Raw genomic sequence first — 25,135 nt, 5'->3', positions numbered from 1 at the left:
GCGTTACCAACAGTATGCTAGAGCAGAAACTCAGGAGACATCCCATGGCGCTGAAACTCTATCAATTTGCCATTTCGCACTACTGCGAGAAAATCCGCTGGGCCCTGGACTACAAGGGCCTCAACTACGAAGCGGTCAACCTGCTGCCCGGCCAGCATGTAAAAGCCATACGGAAACTGACCGGTGAGGCATCCTCGGTTCCGGTGCTGGCCCATGATGGGCAGGTGGTTCAGGGCTCAGCCGCCATTCTCGATTACCTGGACAAGGCCTTTCCCGAGCCGCCCCTGACACCCGCCGACCCGGACCTTCGCGAGCAGGCACTGGCCTGGGAACGCCGACTGGACGAAGAAGCCGGTCCGGCCATTCGCTGTTATTCCTACCACCACTTTCTTCAACGGCCGAAAATCGTGGTACCCATGCTGGCCGCCGGAACGCCGTTCTATAACCGGATTTTGCTCAGCCTGGCCTTCAGCCGGGTCGACGAAGTCATGCGCCAATGGATGAAGATCAACGAGAAAACCGCAGGCAAGTCCCGGCAGGTCATGGAGGACCTGCTCACCGAGCTGGCTGAGATCTACAGCCAACGTCCTTTCCTGGTTGGCAATCAGTTCACCCGGGCCGATCTGACCGCCGCCGCGCTGTTCGCGCCCATATTCCAGCCAGCAGAATACCCGGTGCCCTGGCCCAAGCCTGAGCGGATTCCCAAGGACATCAAGACCTGGCTCGATCAGTGGCAACCGCAGATCCGTGCTCTGGAGAAAATCTACCGGGATAACCGCCAGCCGGCCTGAGGTTGCCCCTGGCGGAAATCGCCAGCCAATCTGGCGTGAACCGACATTCCACCTGCAGGGTTCCGTGCCAGAATAGGCATATAAGGACAGGAAACCGGCAGGAACCCTATGGCTTTGACCGACATGATGCTGACCGTGCTTGAGGAAAGCGGTCTACTGGCACTCTGGCAAGTGGCGTCGCCCTGGCTGGCGTTGGATGAGCGCCAACTGATTTTTGTGGTTGCAACCCCGGTTTTCGTGGCCGTCACCCTCTGGGAATATCTCAGGATCCGTCACGACCCGAGGTTGATGGATACCCGTGAAGCGGTAAGGAACTTTGCGCTGGGCGCCGGCTATCAGGTTACCGAGCTGCTCTTTGCCGGCCTCATTGCGTTTCCCGTCTACGCCCTCTGCTATCACTATCGGCTGTTTGATGTGGAACTGAACGGGCTCACCGCCCTGCTGACCTTCCTGGGCGTGGATTTCTGTTTCTACTGGATGCACCGGGCGAGCCACAGAATGCGCTGGTTCTGGGCAGCGCATGTGGTGCATCATTCCTCCGAGCGGATGAACTTCTCCACCGCCATGCGCCAGAATGCCACCAACATCTTCAACGGCATGTGGGTTTTCTACCTGCCCCTGGCATTGCTGGGACTCAATCCCGTCTGGATCGGCGTAGCCTATGCCCTGTCACTGGTGTACCAGTTCTTCATTCACACCACCCTGGTGGGAAAACTGCCCGGCTGGGTCGAACTGATCTTCAACACCCCGAGCCATCACCGGGTCCATCATGGTCGCAATCCCGGTTACATTGACCGGAATTACGGTGGCACCCTGATCCTGTGGGATCGCCTGTTCGGCACCTTCGTGGATGAAGACGCCCAGCACCCACCTGAGTACGGCATTACCCGTCCGGTTCACTCCAACAACCTGATTGTTCTCTGGACCCACGAATACGTGGACCTGTTCCGCGACATGGCCCAGCCTGGCGGATTATTGTCTCGCCTCACACATCTGTGGAAACCGCCGGAGTGGCAACGCCCGGCAACGGAGAACAACAACAAGGAACCGGGCAGTCACAATGAACGAACACCCCCTGACGCTGAACGCACCTGATGGCCACACCATAACCGGAACGGTCTACACCCCTTCGGAGCCTGCCGCCATTCTGGTCATCAGCCACGGCATGGCCGAACACGGCGACCGATACAGACCACTGGCACGCTGGCTCAGCGGACAGGGCGTGGCCGTTGTCACCTTTCATCATCGCGGCCATGGTCCGGCCTGCTGCCCCGATAACCTGGGGCACTATGCCAACCAACATGGCTGGGCCAGTGTGGTTGCCGATCTGCACCGGGTGGTTCAACACGGCCGTTCGCAATTCCCCGGGCTGCCGCTGCATCTGCTGGGCCATAGCATGGGCTCCTTTATCGCCCAGAGCTACGCCCAGCAACATGGCAGCAACCTGGACTCTCTGATTCTCAGCGCCACCAACCGCATTGACCGGAGCCACCTCCTCGCATCCCGGGGTATCATCGGCCTGATCCGCCTGGTTCGCGGCAGGCGTCACCGGAGCCGCCTGGTTGCCCGTATGACCTTCGAGCAGTTCAACCGCAGATTCCGCCCGAACCGCACCACCGCCGACTGGCTGAGCCGGGACCAGGAACAGGTGGACCGTTACATCTCCGATCCCCTCTGTGGGTTCGACTGCACGGTCGGCCTCTGGAGCGATTTTATCGGCGGGATGTTGAGCATTTCGCCATCACACTGGCGCAAGGACCTGCCGGTGCACCTGTTCTCGGGCACAGAAGACGCAGTGGGCGAAATGGGGCGCGGTGTGCGTCGGCATTTCCAGATGATCCGGGAAGCGGGTCTGGAGAAAGTCACCCTGCGATTGTTCGAAGGCGGCCGACATGAGATGCTCAACGAGACCAACCGGGATGAGGTCTGGGGATATCTTCAGTCCCTGTGCCAGCCATCGGACTCACCGCTGACGTCCGTGCACCCGGGAGAGTCTGCACAGACTCATGCCATCATTGATTGAACCTGTAAGGACGTTGTATGGGTTATCCTCGAGCCCGAGGGATGCTCCGGGCCCTGGCGCTGCTGCTGTCCGGTATTGCCACGACTGGCGCTGTGGCAGGCGAAGTCAGTATCGGGGTCGCTGCCAATTTTACCGATACCACCCGGGAACTTGCTGAGCAATTTGAAGCCGAAACCGGCCACAGGGTGTCCGCCAGCTTCGGCTCTACCGGCAAGCTGTACGCCCAGATCAGAAATGGCGCTCCTTTCGACGTATTCATGGCTGCCGACGAGCGCAGACCAGCACTGATAGAAAAGGAGGGGCTCGGAGTCCCGGGCAGCCGTTTCACCTATGCCCGTGGCAAACTGGTGCTCTGGAGCCCGACGCCGAACGCTTTCGAAAAGGCCAAGGACTATCTGGCCCAACAACCGTTCGCCAGGCTGTCGATGGCCAATCCGAAAACGGCCCCCTATGGCCTTGCGGCAAGGCAGGTGCTGGAGCACCTGGGCCATTGGGAGGCCCTGCAGGCGAAACTGGTCCGCGGCGAATCCATTGCACAGGCCTTCCAGTTTGTTGTCAGTCGCAACGCCCAGGCCGGCTTTTTGGCCCTGTCTCAGGTAGAATCCTGGTCAGACGACGAGGGCACCCTGTGGCATGTGCCCCAGGCCTACTACCAGCCCATTGATCAACAGGCCATCCTGTTGGAACGTGGCGCAGGCAAAGAGGCTGCGACGGCCTGGATGGACTTCCTTAAATCAGAGACCGCCACTGCCATTATTCGGGGCTATGGTTACGACACGGCCAACTGATGCTTGAAACCTACTGGGATCCGGTCTGGCTGACGCTCAAGCTGGCCACAATGACAACCCTCCTGCTATTGCTCATCGGCACTCCCATTGCCTGGTGGCTGGCCCGGACTCGCCATTGGCTTCGGCAGCCGATAGCCGCCGTTGTGGCACTGCCCCTGGTGCTGCCGCCAACCGTGCTCGGTTTCTACCTGCTGCTGGTCATGGGACCGGAGGGCTGGGTCGGCCAGATGACCCAGTCGCTGGGCATCGGGCTGCTGCCCTTCACGTTCGAGGGCCTGGTGGTGGCATCCATTATTTATTCCCTTCCCTTTACCGTTCAGCCACTGCAAAACGCTTTTGAATCAGTCGGTGACGGCTTTCTGGAAGTTGCGTCCACACTCCGGGCAGCGCCCTGGGACCGGTTTCTTTTTGTCGCCGTGCCCCTGGCCCGGAACGGTTTCCTGACCGCAGCCGTGCTGACCTTTGCCCACACCATCGGAGAATTTGGCGTAATCCTGATGATCGGGGGCAACATCCCGGGTGAAACCAAGGTGCTGTCCGTCGCCATCTACGACCATGTGGAATCTCTGGAATACACCGAGGCTCACTGGCTGTCTGCGGGCATGGTGGTGTTCTCCTTCGTGGTTCTGGTAACCCTCTACGCCCTTAACGGAAAAGCCCGCTCCGGAGCGATCAGATGACCGACTCCAGGACCATCCATGCCCGTTTCCAGTGCACATTTCCAGGCTTCAGCCTGGACGTCGACCTGACTCTCCCGGGCACGGGTATCACCGCCCTGTTCGGGCACTCGGGCTGTGGCAAGACCACCTTGCTGCGTTGCATGGCAGGCCTGCACAACGCCCCTGGCACCATGACCGTTCTTGGGGAGCCCTGGCAGGCCGGCGAGATCATACGCCCAGTCCACAAGCGGTCTCTGGCCTACGTGTTCCAGGAGACCCACCTGTTCCCGCACCTGAACGTCCGCAGGAACCTGGAATTCGGTTACCGGCGCATTCCCGCCCGGGAGCGACAGATCGGTTTCGAGGATGCTGTTCACTGGCTGGGTCTGGAATCACACCTGGCCCGCATGCCGGCAGGCCTGTCCGGCGGCGAACGTCAGCGGGTCGCGATAGCGCGGGCGCTGCTGACCAGCCCCAGGCTCCTGCTGATGGACGAGCCATTGTCTGCCCTGGACCTTGCCAGCAAACAGGAGATCCTCCCCTATCTGGAGCGGCTTCGGGACACCCTGGCTATTCCGATCATCTATGTCTCCCATTCCACCCCGGAAGTCGCCCGTCTGGCGGATCATATTGTAATGATGGAGGCCGGACGGGTCGTCGCGCAGGGGCCGCTGCGAGAAACCCTGGCCGGTACCGACAACCCTTTCCGCCTGGAGGACAATGCCGGGGTCCTGCTGGAAGGCCGCATAATGGAACTGGACGACCAATGGCATCTGGCCCTGTTCAGATTCGAGGGCGGCCAGCTCTGGCTGCGCAGGGATGACAGGGTAAAAACCGGAGACAGGGTGCGGGTTCAGGTACTGGCCAGGGATATCAGCCTCGCGCTGGCCGAATACTCCGACCAGAGTATCCAGAACCTGGTTCCGGCAACCATCGACCAGATCGATCCGGATGTCGCTCCGGGCGTCACCCTGGTGCGGCTGCTGGCCGGCCCGACCGCGTTCCTATCGCGGTTGACCACCCGCGCGGTCGCCCAGTTGGGCCTCACGCCGGGGATGCAAGTCTGGATGCAGATAAAGTCCGTTGCCCTGGTGGAGTGACTCTACTTAGCGCATTCGTTGGCCAGACAAGCCATTTAACGCAAAAGGCCGCTGATGTCAGCGGCCTTTTCAGAACTGCGAGAGTCATTGAGCTTAACGGGTGCCGTACACCACCATGGTCTTACCCTTGACCCTGACCAGCCCCTGATCTTCCAGGGTTTTCAGAACCCGACCCACCATCTCCCGGGAGCAGCCGACAATGCGACCGATTTCCTGGCGGGTGATCTTGATCTGCATGCCATCCGGGTGGGTCATGGCATCCGGTTCCTTGCACAGATCCAAAAGGGTACGGGCAACTCGACCGGTGACATCCAGGAACGCCAGGTCACCCACCTTGCGGGTGGTCTGGCGCAGACGGGAGGCCATCTGTTCGCCAATGAAGTAAAGCACCCTGGGATCCTGCTGGGCAATTTCCCGGAACTTGGTGTAGCTGATTTCCGCCACTTCGCATTCGGTCTTGGCTTTCACCCAGGCGCTGCGGGAATCCATGTTGTCGAACAGCCCCATCTCACCGAAGAAGTCGCCGGCGTTCAGGTAGGCCATGATCATCTCACGGCCGTCGTCGTCTTCGATGATGACGGTTACCGACCCCTTGACGATGTAGAACAGGGAATCGCTCTTGTCACCGGCATAGATAATTGTGCTCTTGGCTGGGTAACGGCGGCGATGGCACTGCGAAAGGAAATAGTCGAGATGCTTGGTTTTCTGCTCAACCGGCTTGACGATAGTGGCCATAATGCGAGTCGTGCCTCCTCAGGTACTGGCGGGTCCCAATGTTTGTTATTCACCCGGCTTTCCATGCGGGTTCGTTCTTTTTTATTGCAAAACTGCGCAACTTATAACAAGAAGGTCTGTTGCGGGCAACCGGAAAGAGTATACAACATGTATCCGTGATCGGCCTGCCTGGCGGGGCCAGTTGTGCTAGCATCCAGCCTCATATCCTCGTTATCGGGCCGCAGACACCGTTGGCCCTGTGCAATCACAAGGGAGAGGCGCCCCATGAAAGCAACCGTAGACTGGACCGGTAATGCCAGTTTCAAAGTCACCAGCGGCAGCGGCCACAGCGTCCAGCTTGACGGCCCGCCGGATCATGGTGGTGAAAACCTGGGTCCCCGCCCGATGGAAATGCTGCTGATGGGTCTCGGTGGCTGCTCCTCTTTTGATGTCATGAACATTCTCAGGAAAAGTCGGCAGGATGTGACCGCCTGCCACGCGGAGCTGGAGGCGGAGCGGGCAGATGCCGTACCGGCGGTGTTTACCCGGATTCATCTGCATTTTGTCGTGACCGGCAACGGCATCAAGGAAAACCTGGTCAAACGGGCCGTCAGCCTCTCGGCGGAGAAGTACTGTTCGGCCTCTATCATGCTGGAACAGGCTGGCGTTGAGATCAGCCACAGCTATGAGATTCACGAGGCAGGCCAGAGCACCGACGGACTGGCGCGATAAGCGCCTTTCCGGCCCTTCGTGAGGTGCACCCCCTGGAGCCGGATGCAGGGGAAATCACGAATGCTAAAATGTCATTGCGAATACTATTCAACGTCACTTGCGGTGTGCATAATACGCACCCTCTCCGCCGGTCTGCGCAAAAGGTGAACAACCCGGTCAGTAGTCGGTGGCGGCCTCGGCAGAGCGCAGTAATGCAGCTCTGCAGTCATTCATCTCCACGATCCGGAGGGGCTGAGCATGGAATCAAAACTCCAGCTGCATGGTTTCAACAACCTGACCAAATCCCTGAGCTTTAACATCTACGATATCTGTTATGCGCAGACCGAAGAGCAACGCACGGCCTACATTGACTACATCGATGAGATGTACAACGCTGAGCGTCTGACCCAGATTCTGACCGACGTCGTCAAGATTATCGGCGCCAACGTGCTGAACATTGCACGGCAGGATTACGAGCCCCACGGCGCCTCTGTCACCATGCTGATTGCGGAGCATGAGCTCACCAACGGTGAAGAGCCCGATAACGAAGAATCTCCGGGGCCACTGCCGGATACCATCGTGGCGCACCTGGACAAGAGCCACGTCACCGTGCACACCTACCCGGAAAGCCACCCCCACGATGGCGTCAGCACCTTCCGGGCGGACATTGATGTGTCCACCTGTGGCCTGATTTCACCGCTGAAAGTGCTGAACTACCTGATCCACAGCTTCGATTCCGACGTGGTCACCGTGGACTACCGGGTTCGCGGCTTCACCCGGGACGTGGATGGCACCAAGCACTACATCGATCACGACATCAACTCGATCCAGAACTACCTGACCGAGGATACCCAGAACGCCTATCAGATGATCGACGTCAACGTGTACCAGGAAAATCTGTTTCACACCAAGATGATGCTGAAGAACTTCAACCTCGACAACTATGTGTTCGGGGTGAACGCCGGTGATCTCGATCCCGCCGAGGCTCAGTCCATTGAGGACCGTCTGCGCCGGGAAATGCTGGAGATCTTCTACTCCCGCAACGTGGAGTAATGGCCTGCGGTGACGCCCGCCAATGGGCGTCACCGGTCCTTCAGTTTTTTTGATGTCACCCGCCAGATTTCTGCGTTTTATTCTTTCCTCCCATCCCGTTTAAATAGGCACAAGAGCCAACGAGAGGAGGACACCATGACCCTGCGCTCCCTGAAACAGATTATCCCTGCCCTGGAAACCTCTGATGGCGCCGGCGTTCGTATCAAGCGCTCCATTGGCCAGCAACAGAACATTCGCCTCGATCCGTTTCTGATGCTGGACGAATTCGGTTCTGCGGATGCGGCCGACTACATGGCTGGCTTTCCATCGCACCCCCATCGGGGTTTTGAAACCGTTACCTACATGATCGAAGGTCACATGCTGCATGAGGATCATCTGGGGAACCGAGGCAATCTGCGCAACGGCGGCGTTCAGTGGATGACCGCCGGTCGTGGCATTATTCATTCCGAGATGCCTCAGCAGGAAGAAGGCGTGATGCGCGGCTTCCAGCTATGGCTGAACCTGCCCGCCGCAGAAAAGATGACGGAAGCCGGCTACCGGGACATTCAGCCGGAAGACATTCCGGAAATTGCTTTTGAGGGCGGCACCTTGAAACTTATCGCCGGATCAGTGACCGTCAACGGCCAGGCCCATGAAGGGGCAGTGCCGGATCGCAGTACCCAGCCGGTGTACGCTGACATCCATCTGGCACCGGGCGGCACCCTTGCCCTGCCCGTGCCGAAGACCCACAGCGGCATGCTTTACCTCTACGAGGGCACGGCCAGCCTTGGAGACAGCGAACTGCAACGCAGCGCCGCCAATATTCTTGGCGACGACGGCGACAAGATTGAACTGAATGCCGGAGAAACCGGTGCCCGCCTGCTGCTGATTGCCGGCAGGCCTATCGGTGAGCCGGTGGTCCAGTACGGTCCGTTCGTGATGAACACCCGGGAGGAGATCGAACAGACGCTCCGTGACTACCGGGATGGCCGACTGACCGCCTGACCGATCAGGCGAATGGCTTTCTCGCCATCAGCCGCTGCACCATGGGCCTGACAATCAGATCCATGGCCAGCGGCATTTTTGTGCCTGGAATCACAAGGGTGTCGTGCCGTGACAGACTGCTGCCGGAAATCACCTGCAACAGGTAGGGGAAATCCACCTCCGACTGGTCCCGGAACCGGATTACCAGCATGCTCTCATCCTCTGTGGGGACATCACGGACGACAAAGGGGTTGGACGTATCCACCAGCGGAATCCGCTGGAAGTTGATATGGGTATGGGAAAACTGGGGCACGATGTCGTGAACGTAGTCGTCCATCCGGTTGATAATGGTTTCGACCACCGCTTCCTGACTGTATCCCCGCTTGTGTGTGTCCCGGTGAATCTTCTGAATCCATTCCAGGTTAACGATCGGCACCACGCCAATCAAAAGATCCACGTACTGGGCAATATTACAGGTTTCGCTGACCACGCCCCCGTGCAACCCCTCGTAGAACAGCAGGTCCGTGTCGGCAGGTAACGGGCCCCATGGCGTGAACGTCCCGGGTTTATGACCAGCTTCCACCAGTTTGCGGTCTTCATCGTGGACATATTGCCGGTAACGGCCATTGCCGGTGTGGCCGTAATCGTAGAAAAGCGCTTCCAGCTTATCGATGTGATTGGCTGCCAGGGCAAAATGGTTACGCTCACCAAACTGGCCTTTGGCCGCCAGCCTTGCCATCTGCTCCCGGTTGTAACGGTGGAAACTGTCCCCGCTGACCATGGCCGCGTTCAGACCCTCACTGGCAAACATCCGACTGAAAATCTGGCCGGTGGTGGTTGTTCCTGCACCGGAGGAACCGGTGACCGCAATAATCGGATGGCGTTTTGACATAGGGGGAGACTGCCGGAATCAGGTGAGACTGTCGAGCAACCGGGGTTTCTCGACGACAAATCCCTGAGCGTAATCGACGCCCAGCTGTCTGAGCATATCCAGAACGTCCCGAGATTCAACCTGCGAGGCAATCACCTCGCGGTTCATGTAATGGGCCATGTCCACCATCGAGCGAACCATTGCCCGGTCCGTCTCGCTGTTGGACAGCTGGCCAGTGAACGCACTGTCGATCTTGATCAGGTCCACCGGCAACGAACGCATGAACTCGAAAGAACTGGGGCCACTGCCAAAGTTACCCAGGCAGAACCGGCAGCCAAGCTCCTTCATTTCCAGGATAAAATCCGCCACAGACTGAACGTCATTGATGGCCGAGGCCTCGGTAAGCTCGAACCAGAGCCGTTCAATGGGTGCATCTTTTTCACTCAGTTTTTCGTAGATGAATTCCAGCAGCGACTGATCGTTCATGGAATAGCCGGACAGGTTAATGCAGACACCGCCAAAATGGCGCGGATCCGGCGCCTGCTCCCTGAGCCAGTCCAGCATATGCCCCACCACCCAGCGGTCCACCGCTTGCATACGATCATAGCGCTCAGCCATGCGAACGAAGTCCCGGCCGGTAATCAGCATGCCCTCATCATCGTACATGCTGATCAGCACCTCATACTGTGCCGCCATGGAGGCATTGGCGTGCAGAGGAATGATCTTCTGGCAGCGCAGCAGCATTCGCTCCTCATTCAGATCGCTGAGGCTGGCAACCTTGGCCGCAATCTGCTCCTGACGGGCCTGATCCTCTGCCCCCAGGGAATATTCCGACACTTTGCCATGGCCCTGCTGTCGGGACGCCGCCAACGCCTGCTCAGAGGCCCTCAGCCAGCGCTCGGCGCTGACCAGCGCAGGTAGCGTGGGAACCACCCCGGCGCTGGCCGAGAGCCTGTATTCCCGGCCACCAAAACTGAACTCGGCGGCCTCGATTGCCCGCACAAGCTCACTTGCCGCATCGCTGGCACTCTCAGAGGGCACCAGCATGGCGAACTCGTTTCCGGCCAGTCTGGCTACGGGCATACCGTCGCCCACGTGGCTCCGGAGAATATCGGCCACCCGCTTGAGCGTCTCGTCGCCGGCCTGGTAACCGGCCGTGTCGTTCAACAGACGAAAGCGTCGAAGATCGAGGCGCACGAGGGAGCGCTCGTCCTCCCGACGAGCCAGTTGCTGGTCCAGCATGCGCTCGAATTCCCGACGCCCGAGCAGGCCGGTCAGCTCATCGTGAGTCGACGCCCAGGACAGCTGGTCATAAACCTTGCGAACCATCCGGTCAATACTCTCGTCAACCAGGGGCCGCTCATACTGGCTGTCAGGTACGATGATCCCCTTGCGCATCTGCCGCGCCAGGGCCTCAAGCTCCAGCTCCACCACGCGCATGCCCTGATGGTTCACAAACACAAAGCGACTGAAACCGCGGGCAATCCAGACCAGACGGATGTACTGGGGCTCGTCCGGTTTCTCCTGGTCCCGAAGCCAGTCGCCGGTGCGCAGCTGCTGGGCCCGGTTGATCCAGCGCTGAAGGCTGCGCTGTTCCCGGTCCGACAATTTCTTCGTATCCGGCTCCTCCGGCTTTGTCGCCGGAATTTCAACCAGCTCTGGGCTTTTATCAGGGCTGCGGACCAGGAACTGTTTGAGTTCGTCGCGGATCTGGGAGGACGGCATATGATTGCTGGAAATAGAAGCCAGGCCATCCTGAATGACCCTCAGCAACTCTGGCAGATTGATGGAACTGTTGGGATCGTCTGCAAAAGACAGCAGGGAATCGATCACCGCCAGGTAATCCTGCCACAGCTGGCTGTCCGGCCCCTGTCGGATCCAGGTCAGTGAAAGCAGGTCCCGCCAGCCACCATCCAGCAGGCTGAGCACTGCCTTGGGCACCTTGCGCCCGCCCAACTTCTGGTCCAGCACATCGGCCACGGCCTTCTTGGATTCGGCGACCTTCTGGGCCCCCTCCGCAGCGGCGGTAACACGCTCGACGTTCCTGCGATAAACGAGATTCTGGCGGTCAATCAGGGTGTCCAGTTCCTGAACTGTCTGTTCGAATACCCCGGTGTCCTGCTCGAAATCGGTGGTGATCCGCTGGATCAGTTCATCTACCCGACGCTGCACCACCGGGTTGATCCGGCCACCCTTGACGCCCAGTTGCGCCAGACGGTTCATCACACCGCGGACGGGGCTGTCCTGATCGTCAAAGAACTCGGGGTCCCGCATGACAACCTTGAGTACCGGCACTTCAAGCTGCCGCATACGCTGCTGGGCATAGTCACTGAGCTTGGGGCTTTCCACCACCGACTTGAAAAACCGGTCGACCACATCGACCGTTTCCTGCTGGTCGTCATCCAGCCGGTTATCACCGCTTGCCTTTACTTTCTCTACCACCCGCTCCTTCAGAGGCGCCAACTCCTCGCCAGCATCAACAGGCTCTGCCTGAAGTTGCTGGAGCTCTCTCTGGAACTCTCCGGACGAAAGAGGCCTGGCGTTGGGCTGAAACGGCAAAGGCTCCGGATCACCACGGGCCACACGACTTGCACTCAGAGTATTCAGCAGGTTGCGCACCGTTGCGAACGCAGTCTGGGCGGCCTGGGCATAGCCCCGAAACTCGCCTCCCAGCATCCCGGGTTTCCTACGTGGCTGAGCCTTTTTGGCAGCCTCCTCATCCGTCTTCGGTTTCGATTTCGGCTCCGCAGCGGCACTCTCCTTGGTAACCGGCTCTGGCCGAATCGGCTTTTTGTTTTCCTCGGGCTTTACCGCGGCCTGCTCGCTCAGATATTTGCTGAGATCCAGGTCTGGCAAAATACCGTGGCGAATCAGAATATCATTCAGTTCTTTGTACAGGGGGCCCAGCTGCTGCAGCACCGTCTGCTCAAAGACCCGCAGACAGACCTTCTCCACCTCACGGGTCGCTTTGAGTTGATTGAGACCATGGTGGAACGCCTCACAGACCAGTGAGGGTCCGAGGGGGTTGTGGTGCCCCGTGGCATTGGCAATGCCAAGCTTGTCCAGCCGAAGCTTGAGCTGAAGCAGATCACCCCGGTACTGGGTATCGGCTTTGGTCACCATCACCCGGATGGTCAGCCAGTCTTCGAACTCACCTTTGTCCACTACCGAGAGCTCTGAGCCAGGAAACCCCTTCGGGGTGGGTTTCAGTGGCGACTCAAGGCTGCGCGCCATCTGGTGCCACATAACCCGTTGCCGGGCCTGGATCTGACCCGACGCATCCATGTATTCGTTAGCCTGCTGGTCGTTCGAGGCTTTCTGGGCCGCCTGCTTGAGGCCTTCAACCATCTGCACAAAACAGGCATCCATCAGTGGCTCAATGAACTGGATCACCGCCTTGGCAGACTGATGCAGAACAAACTGGACCCTGTCGCTGGGCGCACGGAGAGAGGAGCGGTCCTGTCGACGGGAGCCACCGCATTGTTGCAGCATGGCGTCAACCGCCTCAGGATTCGGGCGGCTGAAATTGACACCCATCGCACCGTCAATGCGGCGGACAATGCTGACATGCAGCTCATGACGGCGCGCGCCGTCCAGACCACGGAAACGTATCACCAGTTCCGGCGGTGTACCGGAAGCAAAGGCCCGGTCCAGCTTCTTCGAGGTTTCGCTCGAATAGCGAACGAAAAGACCCTCCGCACAGAAATCAGCAATCTGGCACGGCCAGGCTTCACCGGTTCCCAGGTCGATCTGGGCGGCAAGCTTGATGGGTTGGCGGGGGCTGCTACGACGTTCTCTCGGATCCATGAACTACCTGATATCTCGCAAAGCCGGAACTGTCACCGGACACATTGCCCGATACCGACTCACGTCCCTGAAACGATGGCGGATGCCACCTGCTGCTACTATAGAGACCATGACTGTACTATAGCGGCCTGGCCCCCTCAGGCAAACCAATCCACTATAACATCCTGACCCATGAAACAGCTTAGTCAGATCTATCTACTTTTGCTACTGGTAACAATGCTTAACGGGTGTTCGACCATTGGCTACTATTCGCAGGCGGTCACTGGTCATCTATCCCTGATGATGTCCGGGGAACCGGTGGGCGAGGTCCTCTCGGACAGCACCACACCACAGGAGCTGCGGGAAAGACTGGCTTTGGCGCAACAGGCCCGGGACTTCGCCGAACAACGACTGGCACTGCCAGTTGGAGGCGCCTTTCGCGACTATGTGCGGCTGGACAGACCCTGGGTGGTGGTGAATCTGGTGGCCGTGGCCGAGTTCTCACTGGAGCCACACCGCTGGTGCTACCCGGTTCTCGGTTGTCAGGCCTACCGGGGATACTTCAGCCTTGAAGATGCGCGCGCCGAGGAAAAGCAATTCCTCACTAACGGCTTCGACACCTTCATTGGCGGCGTGACCGCCTATTCCACCCTGGGCTGGTTTGATGATCCGCTGCACACCGGGTTTACCCAACTGGCGGAAGACCGCATGGTCGCCCTGATGTTCCACGAACTGGCCCATCGGGTGGTCTATATTGCCGATGATACGGCGTTCAACGAGAGCTTTGCGACAGCGGTTGAGCTGGAAGGTCTCAGACTGTGGCTGCTGGAGCGAGGCAAGCCCGGACAATTCGATGAGGCGCTGGAACGCCTCGATCGTCGAAACCAGACCCTTGCCCTGGTCGAGGACTTCAGCGCCCGACTGGAGGCACTGTATGCCAGGCAGGACAGATTGCCAGACGACCAGTTACGCCACCGCAAGGCGGCCATCTTCAAGGACCTGGCCCTTGCCTACCAGGAACTTACCGCAGACTGGCCCGAACCCGGCCCGTTCGGCCCCGCACCGGTCAGCCTGAACAATGCCAACCTGGCACTGTTTCGTCAGTACAATCAGCATGTACCTGCATTCCGGCAGATGCTTCGGGACGCAGAGTACGACTTCCCGGACTTTTACCAGGCCGTCGAGGCGCTATCAGAAAAACCCGAACCCCAGAGGTCCGACTATCTGGCTGCCCTGTCAGAGCGGTTTGAAGAAGACCTTTGAGTTTCGCTGGGTGTTATAGGAGGCCAGTTTCGGCCCCGGCAGGGCCTGCACGGTGGAAGGCTGAAAACCCCGCTCCCGAAACCAGTGCTCCGTCTGGGTAGTCAGTACAAACAGCTTCTGGATACCCTGCCCCCTGGCCAGCTTCTCGACCATTGCCAGAATCTCATCCCCCCGTCCGGCCCGACGATAGTTCGGATCGACGGCAAAACAGGACAACTCCCCGGCGCCCTCCTCGGGGTAACTGTAGAGGGCTGCACAACCCACGATGGTGCCGTCGCGCTCGGCGACCACAAACCGGTCAATCTCGGTTTCCAGCATCTCCCTGGAACGGCGAACCAGAACGCCCTGCTCTTCCAATGGCTGGATCAGCTCGAGAATCCCGCCGATGTCCTCCACCCGGGCCTGACGGAACTGCTCGTAGTGATCACCACTGACCAGCGTGCCGGCCCCGTCCCGCGTGAACAGCTCCTTCAGCAAGGCGCCATCGTCCACATAGCTGATGATGTGGGCCCGCCGTACGCCCTTCACACAGGCATCACAGGCCGCCCTGAGCAGGTCAGCATCGTGACCGGTAACCGCACCGGCAGCCAGCCGTTCCGACGCCTGGCGCGCCGACAGCTCACGGATCAGGGCACCGTCCTCTTCCTGCAAGCCGGGATCGTCAATAAACACCATCAGCTTCTCGGCCTGAAGGGCCGCCGCCACCTGGCTGCCAACATCCTCGTAGGATAGGTTGAAGGTATCTCCCGTGGGCGAATAACCCATGGGCGGCAACAAAACAATGTGACCAAGCTCCAGCAGTTTTTCGATGCCAGCCACATCGACCCGGCGCACCTTGCCGGTATGGCCAAAATCAATACCGTCCAGCACCCCGACAGGCTTGGCCGCCACATAGTTACCGCCACTCACCCGGATACGGGCATTGTGCATCGGCGAATTCACCAGCCCCATGGACAGGTGACTCTCCAGGTAGGCTCGCAGGCCTCCGATGGCCTCCATCACCATGCCAAGATGGTCTTCCGGCGTAATCCGCAGACCTTTGGCAAACGACGATTCCACGCCGGCTGCGTCCAGCCGCGCCTGAATCTGAGGGCGGGCGCCAAAAGCAACGACCAGTCGCACACCAAGGCTGCTCAGCAGCGCGATGTCATGGATGATGTTGATGAAGTTCCCGTGCTCAATGGCATCCCCCGGAATGGTCAGCACCACCGTGCGCCCGCGATGGGCGTTGATGTAGGGGGATGAATGCCGGAATCCATGCAGCCAGTCGTTTGATTTCAATTCGAATACTCCAAGCTTTTTTCTTTACGCGACCTGCAATTCAGCCTGACGAACACTGTCGGGAGCCCTCTCCAAAACCGTGGAGCGCCAGGGATGGCGCGACCGAGCCCTACAGGGACGTATTTACGGGCGTGTTTTGGAGAGGGCTCCCGACAGTGTTCAGCCCCCTATTTGACCCGGACTCCAGCCTAAAGGCAAAACTGTCGGATGAGACCCTGCAGAATCTTCACGGTTGGTTCCAGTTGAGACAGCTCTATAAATTCATCTGGCTGATGCGCCTGATCGATGGACCCGGGCCCCATCACCAGGGTTTCCAAGCCGAGCTTTTGCAACCAAGGGGCTTCCGTGGCGAACGCAACGGCATGGGCCGTGTGACCGGTCAGCTGCTCGCAGGCTTTAACCAGTGCCGCATCCGCCGGCGTCTCAAATGGGGGCACGCCGTCGAACAAGGGCTCGAACACCATGGATAACTCACGGCGTTCGGCCACCGGTTGAACCTTGTTCAGGATCGTCTGGCGCAGGGATTCCATGTTCATGCCCGGCAGAGGGCGCAGATCGAAGTGAAGCTCACACCGGGCGCAGATGCGGTTGGGATTGTCACCGCCGTGGATACAGCCAAGGTTCAGGGTTGGAAACTGAACCTCGAAGTTCGGGTTCCGGTACTTTTCCTGCCATTTTGACCGGAGTGCCAGAAGCTCGGTCATGGCTTCATGCATGCCTTCCATGGCGTTGCGGCCCAAAGCCGGGTTGGAAGAATGGCCGGACTGGCCCTCGAACTTCAGACGCTCCATCATGATGCCCTTGTGCATACGCACAGGCCTCAGGCTCGTGGGCTCGCCGATGACCGCGTAGCGGGCCTTGGGCTTGCCGGCTTCCGCCAGTGCCCTGGCGCCATCCATGGAACTCTCCTCGTCGGCGGTAGCGAGAATGATCAGCGGCTGTTTCAGATCTTCCCCGACAAAGGTCCTGGCCGCTTCGATGGCCAGCGGGAAAAAGCCTTTCATGTCGCAGGTGCCCAGCCCGTACCAGCGGTTTTCCCGCTCGGTCAGGGTAAAGGGGTCGCTCTGCCAGCGCTTGTCATCGAAAGGCACCGTGTCGGTGTGGCCGGACAGCACCAGACCGCCCGGGCCGCTGCCCAGGGTTCCGATCAGGTTGAACTTTCCCGGCATACCGGGTACTTCCAGGATTTCCACGGCAAACCCGAGAGCCTCCAGCCACTCCGCCAGGGTTCTCACCACCGGCTCGTTGCTGTGATCCCACTTCGCCGAGGCGCTGCTGATGGAAGGCAGGGATATCAATCGGGCAAGCATGTCACGAATGCCCGGTACCACTGCGGATTTGCTATCGGACTGCGACATAGTTTCCTCTCAGATTCCCGTTGGAATCATTGTGCACGGCCACGACGCCACACTTCAAAGTTGGTAATAGCCCGGATCAGCATCGGATAGGCGACTTCACCACCGGCAACGACACGGGCCACTTCCAGCTCCCGCTCGCTGACACTCACCAGTCGACCTTCCACCACATTGTCATTGGAAAGCGTCACCCTGACCTGACGGTCAATCCACTGTCCGGCAGTCTCAATGTCGGCCGGGTACCAGCTCTGGGTACCCGGATCCTCCCTTGGCACAACCGGCTCCACCGCCACATCGGGCGATGCCTGAACCACCGGCTCCACCTCGGTGAGATACACATCGGGAACAACCGCACCGTTATAACGAACGTCCCAGCTCCGACCCGCTTCGTCAATCATGTCTGCTCTGACCGGGATACCAAAGAGTGGCTCACCTGGCTGTACACTCACCGTAATCTCGCCACCTTCAAGCAACCACTGCCGGTAAAGCGCCATCAGTTGATCACTGGCCTCCAGGCCCCGCGCCTCCAGCCCGGCAATCAGCGCATCCATTGAACGGCTAGCCCAATCGCCAGTTTCAACACCGGCTTCACGGGCACAATAGGCGGCGACCCGGCGCATCAGCCCGCCATCCCGAAGAGTCAGTCTTAATGGCTCTGCCCCGTCCGACAATGTCCACTCCTTATCCTGAAAGCGGAGGCGGCTACCAGGCCAATACAGCTCAAGGCTGCCGGTACTGATGGTATTCAGCTCGGCATGAATTCCCTCAGGACTCTGCCTGAGAAAGCCTTCACCACCGACTGCAGTAATGCCCATCCGGATCAGGTCACCGCTACCGAGCTGTTGGCGGGGGTCGGGCGCGCAGGAGAGAACAAACAGAGCCTGGACACCTTCGCTGTCAGATCCTTCCGCTGTCACCCAATTACGCAGCATGGTGGGGTCAAGGGGCAAGCCCAGGCCATCCAGCCTCAAGGTCCACTCGGTCGGCAGGCTGGAAGGATCGGCAAGCCCGGCAAGGAGGCTCACGGGGGAACCGGTATCCAGCTCTGCCCGGGCTATGTCCAGGGGTTGGGTCAGTTCAAAATCCTGCCAGCTGGCGCCGTTTAGAACGACGCGCCCCTCGATACCCGAACGGATCGTGCCCCGATGCAGAACGCCAAACGATTCCAGCGCCTGCCGTGCCTCGGCCATTCGCTGGTCCGCCAGCCACCAGACGCCCGCCTTGAACGCGGCAAAGCCGACCAGAACCAGTATTACCAGCGTCGCAAGCAGGCGCTTCATCCGGAGACTCCTTGTCGGGTGCCGTCAGTTACGGGAAATCAGGGTGCCGACACCCTCATCGGTAAAGATCTCCAGCAGACACGCATGGGCGACCCTGCCATCGATGATATGGGAGGTGCGGACGCCATTCTCCACCGCGCTCAGGGCACAGCGAATCTTGGGCAGCATACCGCCATGGATGGTGCCATCTTCAATAAGATCGTTGACCTGCTTGGCCGTGAGCCCGGTCAGCACCTTGTCGTCCTTGCTCTTCAACCCGGAAACATTGGTCAGAAGGATCAGCTTCTCGGCTTTCATGGCTTCGGCCACCTTGCCCGCCACCAGATCGGCATTGATGTTGTAGGAGGCGCCGTCAGGGCCCACGCCTATGGGCGCGATCACCGGAATCAGATTACTGCGGGTGAGCATGTCGATCACGTCCACATTCACGCTGGCGACCTCGCCAACATGGCCAATGTCGATGATTTCCGGCCGCTCCAGCTCCGGAGAACGGTTGACCACCTCCAACTTGCGAGCCCGGATCAGGTTGGCGTCCTTTCCGGTAAGCCCCACGGCCATTCCGCCGTGTGAATTGATCAGTGACACAATTTCCTTGTTGACCTGGCCGCCAAGCACCATCTCCACCACATCCATGGTTTCGGAATCCGTGACCCGCATGCCATTGACGAACCGGGACTGGATATTCAGACGCTCCAGGAGCTCACCGATCTGGGGTCCACCGCCATGCACGACAATCGGGTTGATGCCCACCAGCTTCATCAGCACCACATCGCGGGCGAAGCTGCTTTTGAGCTCTTCGTTCTCCATGGCGTTGCCGCCGTATTTGATGACCACGGTCTTACCGGTGAATCTCTGGATATAAGGCAGCCCCCGGCTCAGTACCGAGGCCACCTGCATTGCTGTTTCACGATCCAACGCCATGTTTTTGCCTTGTTAATCCTGAATGAATACGTACCTGCGAATCACCGGACGGGGAACCGATCAAAAATCCGCCACCAGATCCGGCGCCGCCTTCTTCAGCTGTTCCCGGAACACCGACTTGATACGTTCGAGTGCTTCCCCGGTCTCCGCCTCGAAGCGCAGAACCAGCACCGGCGTGGTGTTCGATGCCCGGCACAGACCCCAGCCATCGGTGTAGTCGACACGGACACCATCAATGGTGCTGATATTGCCGTCTCCAAAGTCCCCGGCCTCGCTGAGCCGTGCAATGATGTCGAACTTGGAACTCTCAGTCACCTCGACATTCAGCTCGGGGGTGCTGACATCTTCCGGGAAGTCCTCGAAAACCTCATCACTGTGCCGGTCTTCCACGCCAAGGATTTCGAGCAACCTGGCAGCCGAGTAGAGGCCGTCATCAAACCCGTACCAGCGTTCCCCGAAAAAGATGTGGCCGCTCATTTCACCGGCCAGAAGGGCGCCGGTTTCTTTCATCTTGGCCTTCATCAAAGAGTGGCCGGTTTTCCACATGATCGGCCGGCCGCCAGCTTCGGAAACCACACCTGCCAGCCTGCGGCTGCACTTTACGTCGTAAAGCACGTCGGCGCCGGGATTGCGGGAGACCACGTCCCGGGCGAACAGCATCATCAGGCGATCGGGCCAGATAATCTTGCCGGAATTGGTTACAACACCCAGGCGGTCGCCGTCACCATCGAAGGCCAGCCCGATATCAGCGCCTTCCGACTCAACCCGGGCAATCAGGTCCGCAAGGTTCGCCGGCTTGCCAGGGTCGGGATGATGGTTCGGGAAATCACCATCCACATCGCAGTAAAGCGGAATCACTTCACAACCCAGCTCCTCGATCAGCATGGGGCCGAGCTCACCGGCAATACCATTGCCGGCATCCACCACCACCTTCAGCGGTGCCGCCACCGCGATGTCGCCGACAATCCGGTCCAGATAGGCACGGCGGACATCCTCTGAGGACTGACTGCCCTGACCGCTGGCGAAATCGCCGGTCTGGATGCGCTGGTAAAGTTTCTGAATGGCCTCGCCCGAGAGGGTTTCCCCACCCAGCATGATTTTGAGCCCATTATAGTTGGCCGGATTGTGACTGCCTGTCACCATGACGCCAGAGCCGGTCTGGAGCTCGTGGGTGGCAAAGTAGAGCACCGGCGTGGGCACCGCACCCACATGAATCACGTTGCATCCCGCAGCCATCACCCCACGTGCCAGTGCATCCGCCAGGTCCGGGCTGGAGTGCCTTCCGTCGTAACCGATACAGAGACTGTTAACGCCCCGCTCCAGGGCTTCGGAACCAATCGCCCGGCCGATCACCTGAACGCCCTCAGCCGTGAGGGTATCGCCCACAATACCGCGGATGTCATAGGCCCGGAAGATGTCCGGGGAGAGCTCCACCTGGGGCAGGGCCACCTCTTCGACGTCCGGGGTATCCCCGGAACCAAAGACCGTATCGTCACCGCTGCCAAAACCGAGAACATCCTCATCGCCATCCAGCATGTCGATGTCGGGCATATCCTTGTCCTGGAACAGGGGCTCTTCGCTACCCTTGGCGGCACCGGTGCCAGACTTTCCGGAACCGGACGGCTTGGGCCTTGCCATCTCTCCGGCCTTGGCGACCCGCTTGTCGACAACCTGGGACAAGCGGTACAGGACCTCACCGGTTGAGGCCACCATATCCCAGCGGAACGTCGGCAGTTTCACCCGTTCTCCGCCGAACACCTTGTGGGCCCACTGGATCAAGGCAGTCACATCCTGACGCAGGCCCTTCTGGGCACCGCCGAGCAGAACCCAGACAATGATTGCAGCGACCAGCGCGGGAACACCAACCAGGATCGCGATCATGACCGTATCCACCGGCGCCGCGGACGCAGTAGCAGGGGTGTAGGTCACTGACCAGTCCGGGTTACTCAGCCTTCGGGATTCAGCGTTTCCAGAGCCGGTACCGTTGCTGACCACCGTCCGGGATGAGCCCGACACGGTCTGAACCAGGGCGAGCTGCCCACCCAGGCTGCCATTAACCACTTGCAGCAACGGCTGGATCTGACCAGTCTCGAAAATGATCAGCAGGCTTCCGATAACGGCGTTACTCGTGGGATTCCGCACCGGCGTCGCTACCTGGACGAACCAGCGGTTATCCCTGGGAAAGGCATCGGGAAAAAACCTTTGGCCGGTTTCGGCGCGCCGGGCCAGCTCGAGACCCGAGAAACCGATCAGCCCATCACCGCTCGACGCACGCGGAATCTGGCGGTAAGGAAACAGGTGCACCTCTTCAATACCAGGCAGGGCATCCGCCAGCTGTTGTTCCGTTTCGGATACGCCACTTCGGTTACCCAGGGCCTGAATGACGTGCGGCTGTGTAGCCAGGCCATTGACGCTTTTTTGAACCTGGTCAAAATACTGATTCAGCCGAAGCGCTGCGGCATCGGCCTCCAGCGCTTTCAGTGACTCGAAACGCTCCTCCGCCGAAGGCTGAACCACCAGAAAATGAAGCAATGCTACAGCGATCGCACCCGCCAGAACCACAACAAGTGACTGGTTCACTGCCACGGAGTTAAGCCGTTTCAGCTTTGGCCCGGAGGCTTTTGGCTTTTCCTTTTTTGCCGGCTTCTTGGCCGGCTTTTCATCTACGGACGCCTCGGCAGTCTTCTTTTTACCCAGCTTCATAGTCCATCCTGCAGTTGTAATTTTATCGTCCTGGACAAGCAGTTATCCGCAAAGTATAGACGCCGGCGCGACGTTCTGCGTGGCCGGCTTACCCGGTCACCGCGTACCGGTGGAACCAAAGCCACCGTCACCACGGGCACTGGCGTCGAATTCGGAGACCACCTCAAAATCTGCCTGAACGACGGGCACCAACACCAGCTGGGCCAGACGCTCACCCACATCAACCGTAAAGCTGGTACGCCCCCGGTTCCAGCAGGACACCATCAACTCACCCTGGTAATCCGAATCAATCAGCCCAACCAGATTGCCAAGCACGATCCCGTGTTTATGACCGAGACCGCTTCGGGGCAGGATCATGGCCGCCAGTGACGGGTCGGCAATGTGAATCGACAACCCGGTCCGGATCAATTGCGTATCACCCGGCTCCAGGGTCAGTGGCTCATCCAGGCAGGCCCGAAGATCAAGGCCGGCAGAGCCTTCGGTGGCATACTCGGGAAAAGGAATCTGGTTGCCAATGCGGTCATCCAGAATGCGTACCTGAAGATTTTTCCTGGTCATGAAGGATCCTGTCGGTTGTGCGGCCTGGCACCCTGCGCTGAATCAGCGGGCGGTCTGACCAAGTTGTTCGCCTATCATTGCCACAAGGTGTCGGGCAATGCTCGCTTTACTGTCCGGGCCGATCGACTCCTGGCCTCCCGGCCAGAACACGGTGACCGCGTTGTTCTCACTGTTAAAGCCCAGCCCGGGAGTCGACACATCGTTGGCCACGATCATGTTCAGCTTCTTACGCTGCATCTTGTCGGTAGCGTATCGGGCCACATCGGTGGTTTCGGCGGCGAAACCCACGGTAAAGGGCGCGTCCTCACGCCCGGCAATGGTTGCCAGGGTGTCTGGATTACGAACCAGCGAAAGCGCCATGGCCTCACTGGACTTCTTGATCTTGTCTCCGGCACAGGTCTCAGGGCGGTAATCCGCCACCGCAGCCGTCGCTATGAAAAGGTCGCAGCCCTCATCCACGGCAACCGACGCTTCACGCAACATGTCCTCCGCTGTTATCACCTGGCGCACTTCGACACCGACAGGGGGCGCGAGAGTCACCGGGCCGCTCACGAGAACCACACGGGCGCCTGCCTTTCGGGCCGCACTGGCCAGGGCATAGCCCATTTTCCCGGAACTGTGATTGCTGATATAGCGAACCGGATCAATGGGTTCACGAGTGGGACCGGCGGTAATCACGACCCTCTTGCCAGCAAGCACTCCGGTGGTTCCGGCATCAACGAGGCCAAGGATCGCCTCGGGTTCCAGCATTCGTCCCGGGCCGGTATCGCCGCAGGCCTGGGCGCCCTGGTCGGGGCCCCACAATGCGATCTGGGGATCCTCTTCCAGCAGCCTGAGATTTCGCTGGGTACGACCATTGCTCCACATGGCCTGATTCATCGCTGGCGCGACGGCGATGGGCGCTTCGGTCGCACAACACACCGTGGTCAGCAGATCGTCCGCCATGCCCTGCGCCAACCGGGCAATAAAATCCGCGGATGCCGGGGCAATCACCACCTGATCGGCCCATTTGGCCAGTTCGATGTGCCCCATGCCTGCCTCTGCTTCAGGGTCCAGCAAGGATGTCCGGACCGGCTCTCCGCTGAGGGCCTGAAAGGTCAGAGGTGTCACGAAGGCTTCCGCCCCCCGGGTCATGACCACCCGTACCTCGTGGCCCGCCTTCTTCAGCTGGCGCACCAGCTCGGCACTCTTATAGGCGGCAATACCACCGGTCACTCCCAGAAGGATTCGTCTGGCGGCCATAGGGGCTCCGTTTCCACATAAAATGAAAGGCTTATAAGATAGCATGCTCTGGCCGGAGCGACAGCCCGGCTGATCGGACATACGTTTACCGATTGTTACTTTTTAAAGTAACCTTTGTAACCTTGAGACACCCGTCGCGGCGCAGGAAGCGCCACGAAAACCCATACCCAACGCAAGGAAGCCATGATGACTGACTCCGCCTGGCCCACGGATGAACGTCCGCGGGAACGCCTGCTCGCCCATGGGGCACAAACTCTCTCCGACGCCGAACTCCTCGCCATTTTTCTTCGCACCGGCACCACCGGCATGCCGGTCATGGCGCTGGCGCGTTACCTGATTGAGGAGTTTTCCGGGCTCCGGGGGCTATTGACCGCCTCCCGACGCCAATTCTGCGACGTTAAAGGCCTGGGAACGGCAAAGTATGCCCAGGTGCAGGCGGCCATGGAAATGGCGCGCAGGGTCATGGATGAGCCACTCCGCCAGGGAGACCCCCTGCGATCCCCCGAAGATACCCGCCGGTTCCTTACCAGCCGCCTGGGCACCTATCCCCATGAGGTGTTCGCCGGGCTGTTCCTGGATAACCGCCATCGCGTCATCCAATACCGGGAACTGTTCCGGGGCACCATCGACGGCGCCGCCGTATACCCAAGGGAAGTGGTGCGACAGGCCCTTGAAGACAACGCAGCAGCGGTAATCTTCGCCCACAACCACCCCTCGGGCGTGGCGGAGCCCAGCCAGGCTGACATTTCCCTGACCCGTCGACTGAAGGAGGCCCTGGGCCTGGTGGATATCAGGGTTCTTGACCATATGGTTGTTGGTCATGGTGAGGTAATATCGCTCGCTGAACGGGGTCTGATGTAAAGCCTGATGTATGACAGTGCACGGCGATGCCGGAAAACTGGCCAAATTCCCAACAATTTTTTGCGTTGGGGGGCGAGTTCTGGTATAAAAGCGTCCCTTTCTGGCGGCGTCTGGCGAGCAGCGTTCAGTTTAGAGGCGCGAATGGGAGTGTAACGGCTCCTTAGCAACCAGAGACGCATTAAAAACGAATTCGTATTATTGAGACCATTGCT

At 59.5% G+C, this 25,135-nt stretch carries 21 protein-coding genes; 11 read left to right on the top strand and 10 right to left on the bottom strand.

Annotation, left to right across the window (positions count from 1 at the left end; genetic code table 11):
* Positions 1 to 44: 44 nt before the first annotated feature.
* From ACESMK_RS17550 to modC, 6 genes are all read left to right on the top strand, one after another.
* On the top strand, positions 45 to 791 hold the full coding sequence (locus ACESMK_RS17550; protein ID WP_373001494.1) for a glutathione S-transferase family protein: 747 nt from the start codon (positions 45 to 47) through the stop codon (positions 789 to 791).
* Positions 792 to 899: 108 nt separating this feature from the next.
* Positions 900 to 1,886, top strand: coding sequence for a sterol desaturase family protein (locus tag ACESMK_RS17545; protein ID WP_373001492.1), 987 nt, complete (start codon positions 900 to 902; stop codon positions 1,884 to 1,886).
* Positions 1,852 to 2,814 carry an alpha/beta fold hydrolase gene (locus ACESMK_RS17540; protein WP_373001490.1) on the top strand — a complete coding sequence of 321 codons (963 nt, stop codon included), beginning with the start codon at positions 1,852 to 1,854 and terminating at the stop codon, positions 2,812 to 2,814. Before ACESMK_RS17545 ends, ACESMK_RS17540 begins: the two co-directional genes overlap by 35 nt.
* A 41-nt stretch (positions 2,815 to 2,855) precedes the next feature.
* Positions 2,856 to 3,602 (top strand): molybdate ABC transporter substrate-binding protein, encoded by a 747-nt coding sequence (gene modA / locus ACESMK_RS17535; RefSeq protein ID WP_373001519.1) that lies wholly within the window; start codon positions 2,856 to 2,858, stop codon positions 3,600 to 3,602.
* Positions 3,602 to 4,282: a molybdate ABC transporter permease subunit gene (gene modB, locus ACESMK_RS17530; protein WP_373001488.1), complete on the top strand. Its 681-nt coding sequence runs from the start codon at positions 3,602 to 3,604 to the stop codon at positions 4,280 to 4,282. Before modA ends, modB begins: the two co-directional genes overlap by 1 nt.
* Positions 4,279 to 5,361 carry a molybdenum ABC transporter ATP-binding protein gene (gene modC, locus ACESMK_RS17525; protein WP_373001486.1) on the top strand — a complete coding sequence of 361 codons (1,083 nt, stop codon included), beginning with the start codon at positions 4,279 to 4,281 and terminating at the stop codon, positions 5,359 to 5,361. Before modB ends, modC begins: the two co-directional genes overlap by 4 nt.
* Positions 5,362 to 5,454: 93 nt before the next feature.
* Here the strand turns inward: modC and crp are convergent, their stop codons facing one another.
* The gene (gene crp, locus ACESMK_RS17520) at positions 5,455 to 6,096 is read right to left on the bottom strand and encodes a cAMP-activated global transcriptional regulator CRP (protein WP_007153756.1); all 642 of its coding nucleotides are present in this window, start codon (positions 6,094 to 6,096) and stop codon (positions 5,455 to 5,457) included.
* Between the two features lie 264 nt (positions 6,097 to 6,360).
* On the opposite strand from crp, the gene ACESMK_RS17515 reads away from it, so the two are divergent.
* From ACESMK_RS17515 to ACESMK_RS17505, 3 genes are all read left to right on the top strand, one after another.
* Entirely contained in the window at positions 6,361 to 6,807 is a 447-nt protein-coding gene (locus tag ACESMK_RS17515; protein ID WP_373001484.1) for an OsmC family protein, read from the top strand.
* Positions 6,808 to 7,044: 237 nt separating this feature from the next.
* Positions 7,045 to 7,839: an adenosylmethionine decarboxylase gene (gene speD / locus ACESMK_RS17510; RefSeq protein ID WP_064229797.1), complete on the top strand. Its 795-nt coding sequence runs from the start codon at positions 7,045 to 7,047 to the stop codon at positions 7,837 to 7,839.
* A 135-nt stretch (positions 7,840 to 7,974) separates the two neighbouring features.
* On the top strand, positions 7,975 to 8,823 hold the full coding sequence (locus ACESMK_RS17505) for a pirin family protein (RefSeq protein WP_373001482.1): 849 nt from the start codon (positions 7,975 to 7,977) through the stop codon (positions 8,821 to 8,823).
* Positions 8,824 to 8,827: 4 nt separating this feature from the next.
* Here ACESMK_RS17505 and ACESMK_RS17500 read toward each other — a convergent pair whose 3' ends face one another.
* Both ACESMK_RS17500 and ACESMK_RS17495 read right to left on the bottom strand, forming a co-directional pair.
* Complete coding sequence (locus ACESMK_RS17500) at positions 8,828 to 9,694, bottom strand: phosphoribulokinase (protein ID WP_373001480.1); 867 nt, start codon at positions 9,692 to 9,694, stop codon at positions 8,828 to 8,830.
* Between the two features lie 18 nt (positions 9,695 to 9,712).
* The gene (locus ACESMK_RS17495) at positions 9,713 to 13,480 is read right to left on the bottom strand and encodes a DUF1631 family protein (protein ID WP_373001478.1); all 3,768 of its coding nucleotides are present in this window, start codon (positions 13,478 to 13,480) and stop codon (positions 9,713 to 9,715) included.
* Between the two features lie 171 nt (positions 13,481 to 13,651).
* On the opposite strand from ACESMK_RS17495, the gene ACESMK_RS17490 reads away from it, so the two are divergent.
* Positions 13,652 to 14,722, top strand: a complete 1,071-nt coding sequence (locus tag ACESMK_RS17490; RefSeq protein ID WP_373001476.1) for an aminopeptidase — start codon at positions 13,652 to 13,654, stop codon at positions 14,720 to 14,722.
* Here ACESMK_RS17490 and argA read toward each other — a convergent pair.
* From argA to coaBC, 7 genes are all read right to left on the bottom strand, one after another.
* On the bottom strand, positions 14,696 to 16,003 hold the full coding sequence (argA, locus tag ACESMK_RS17485) for an amino-acid N-acetyltransferase (protein WP_373001474.1): 1,308 nt from the start codon (positions 16,001 to 16,003) through the stop codon (positions 14,696 to 14,698). The genes ACESMK_RS17490 and argA overlap by 27 nt on opposite strands.
* Positions 16,004 to 16,191: 188 nt before the next feature.
* Positions 16,192 to 17,361: an acetylornithine deacetylase gene (gene argE, locus ACESMK_RS17480; protein WP_373001472.1), complete on the bottom strand. Its 1,170-nt coding sequence runs from the start codon at positions 17,359 to 17,361 to the stop codon at positions 16,192 to 16,194.
* Between the two features lie 26 nt (positions 17,362 to 17,387).
* Complete coding sequence (locus ACESMK_RS17475) at positions 17,388 to 18,638, bottom strand: acetylornithine deacetylase (RefSeq protein ID WP_373001470.1); 1,251 nt, start codon at positions 18,636 to 18,638, stop codon at positions 17,388 to 17,390.
* 24 nt (positions 18,639 to 18,662) lie between these two features.
* A complete protein-coding gene (gene argB, locus ACESMK_RS17470; RefSeq protein ID WP_373001468.1) occupies positions 18,663 to 19,559 on the bottom strand; it encodes an acetylglutamate kinase in 897 nt (298 codons plus the stop codon).
* Between the two features lie 60 nt (positions 19,560 to 19,619).
* Complete coding sequence (locus tag ACESMK_RS17465; RefSeq protein WP_373001466.1) at positions 19,620 to 22,262, bottom strand: phosphomannomutase/phosphoglucomutase; 2,643 nt, start codon at positions 22,260 to 22,262, stop codon at positions 19,620 to 19,622.
* 96 nt (positions 22,263 to 22,358) lie between these two features.
* Positions 22,359 to 22,820, bottom strand: a complete 462-nt coding sequence (gene dut, locus ACESMK_RS17460; RefSeq protein ID WP_373001464.1) for a dUTP diphosphatase — start codon at positions 22,818 to 22,820, stop codon at positions 22,359 to 22,361.
* Between the two features lie 42 nt (positions 22,821 to 22,862).
* Positions 22,863 to 24,062 carry a bifunctional phosphopantothenoylcysteine decarboxylase/phosphopantothenate--cysteine ligase CoaBC gene (gene coaBC, locus ACESMK_RS17455; protein ID WP_373001462.1) on the bottom strand — a complete coding sequence of 400 codons (1,200 nt, stop codon included), beginning with the start codon at positions 24,060 to 24,062 and terminating at the stop codon, positions 22,863 to 22,865.
* A gap of 186 nt (positions 24,063 to 24,248) precedes the next feature.
* On the opposite strand from coaBC, the gene radC reads away from it, so the two are divergent.
* Complete coding sequence (radC, locus tag ACESMK_RS17450; RefSeq protein ID WP_373001460.1) at positions 24,249 to 24,923, top strand: RadC family protein; 675 nt, start codon at positions 24,249 to 24,251, stop codon at positions 24,921 to 24,923.
* Positions 24,924 to 25,135: the final 212 nt, after the last annotated feature.

The sequence above is a fragment of the Marinobacter sp. genome (genome assembly GCF_041687235.1).
Lineage (GTDB): Bacteria > Pseudomonadota > Gammaproteobacteria > Pseudomonadales > Oleiphilaceae > Marinobacter.
This window is presented reverse-complemented; position numbering and strand designations above follow the sequence as displayed.

Bases quoted from the DNA above. Each gene is read 5' to 3' on its own strand.
- ACESMK_RS17550 (WP_373001494.1), top strand. From the start codon at position 45: ATGGCGCTGAAACTCTATCAATTTGCCATTTCGCACTACTGCGAGAAA.
- ACESMK_RS17545 (WP_373001492.1), top strand. From the start codon at position 900: ATGGCTTTGACCGACATGATGCTGACCGTGCTTGAGGAAAGCGGTCTA.
- ACESMK_RS17540 (WP_373001490.1), top strand. From the start codon at position 1,852: ATGAACGAACACCCCCTGACGCTGAACGCACCTGATGGCCACACCATA.
- modA (WP_373001519.1), top strand. From the start codon at position 2,856: ATGCTCCGGGCCCTGGCGCTGCTGCTGTCCGGTATTGCCACGACTGGC.
- modB (WP_373001488.1), top strand. From the start codon at position 3,602: ATGCTTGAAACCTACTGGGATCCGGTCTGGCTGACGCTCAAGCTGGCC.
- modC (WP_373001486.1), top strand. From the start codon at position 4,279: ATGACCGACTCCAGGACCATCCATGCCCGTTTCCAGTGCACATTTCCA.
- crp (WP_007153756.1), bottom strand. From the start codon at position 6,096: ATGGCCACTATCGTCAAGCCGGTTGAGCAGAAAACCAAGCATCTCGAC.
- ACESMK_RS17515 (WP_373001484.1), top strand. From the start codon at position 6,361: ATGAAAGCAACCGTAGACTGGACCGGTAATGCCAGTTTCAAAGTCACC.
- speD (WP_064229797.1), top strand. From the start codon at position 7,045: ATGGAATCAAAACTCCAGCTGCATGGTTTCAACAACCTGACCAAATCC.
- ACESMK_RS17505 (WP_373001482.1), top strand. From the start codon at position 7,975: ATGACCCTGCGCTCCCTGAAACAGATTATCCCTGCCCTGGAAACCTCT.
- ACESMK_RS17500 (WP_373001480.1), bottom strand. From the start codon at position 9,694: ATGTCAAAACGCCATCCGATTATTGCGGTCACCGGTTCCTCCGGTGCA.
- ACESMK_RS17495 (WP_373001478.1), bottom strand. From the start codon at position 13,480: ATGGATCCGAGAGAACGTCGTAGCAGCCCCCGCCAACCCATCAAGCTT.
- ACESMK_RS17490 (WP_373001476.1), top strand. From the start codon at position 13,652: ATGAAACAGCTTAGTCAGATCTATCTACTTTTGCTACTGGTAACAATG.
- argE (WP_373001472.1), bottom strand. From the start codon at position 17,361: ATGTCGCAGTCCGATAGCAAATCCGCAGTGGTACCGGGCATTCGTGAC.
- ACESMK_RS17475 (WP_373001470.1), bottom strand. From the start codon at position 18,638: ATGAAGCGCCTGCTTGCGACGCTGGTAATACTGGTTCTGGTCGGCTTT.
- argB (WP_373001468.1), bottom strand. From the start codon at position 19,559: ATGGCGTTGGATCGTGAAACAGCAATGCAGGTGGCCTCGGTACTGAGC.
- ACESMK_RS17465 (WP_373001466.1), bottom strand. From the start codon at position 22,262: ATGAAGCTGGGTAAAAAGAAGACTGCCGAGGCGTCCGTAGATGAAAAG.
- dut (WP_373001464.1), bottom strand. From the start codon at position 22,820: ATGACCAGGAAAAATCTTCAGGTACGCATTCTGGATGACCGCATTGGC.
- coaBC (WP_373001462.1), bottom strand. From the start codon at position 24,062: ATGGCCGCCAGACGAATCCTTCTGGGAGTGACCGGTGGTATTGCCGCC.
- radC (WP_373001460.1), top strand. From the start codon at position 24,249: ATGACTGACTCCGCCTGGCCCACGGATGAACGTCCGCGGGAACGCCTG.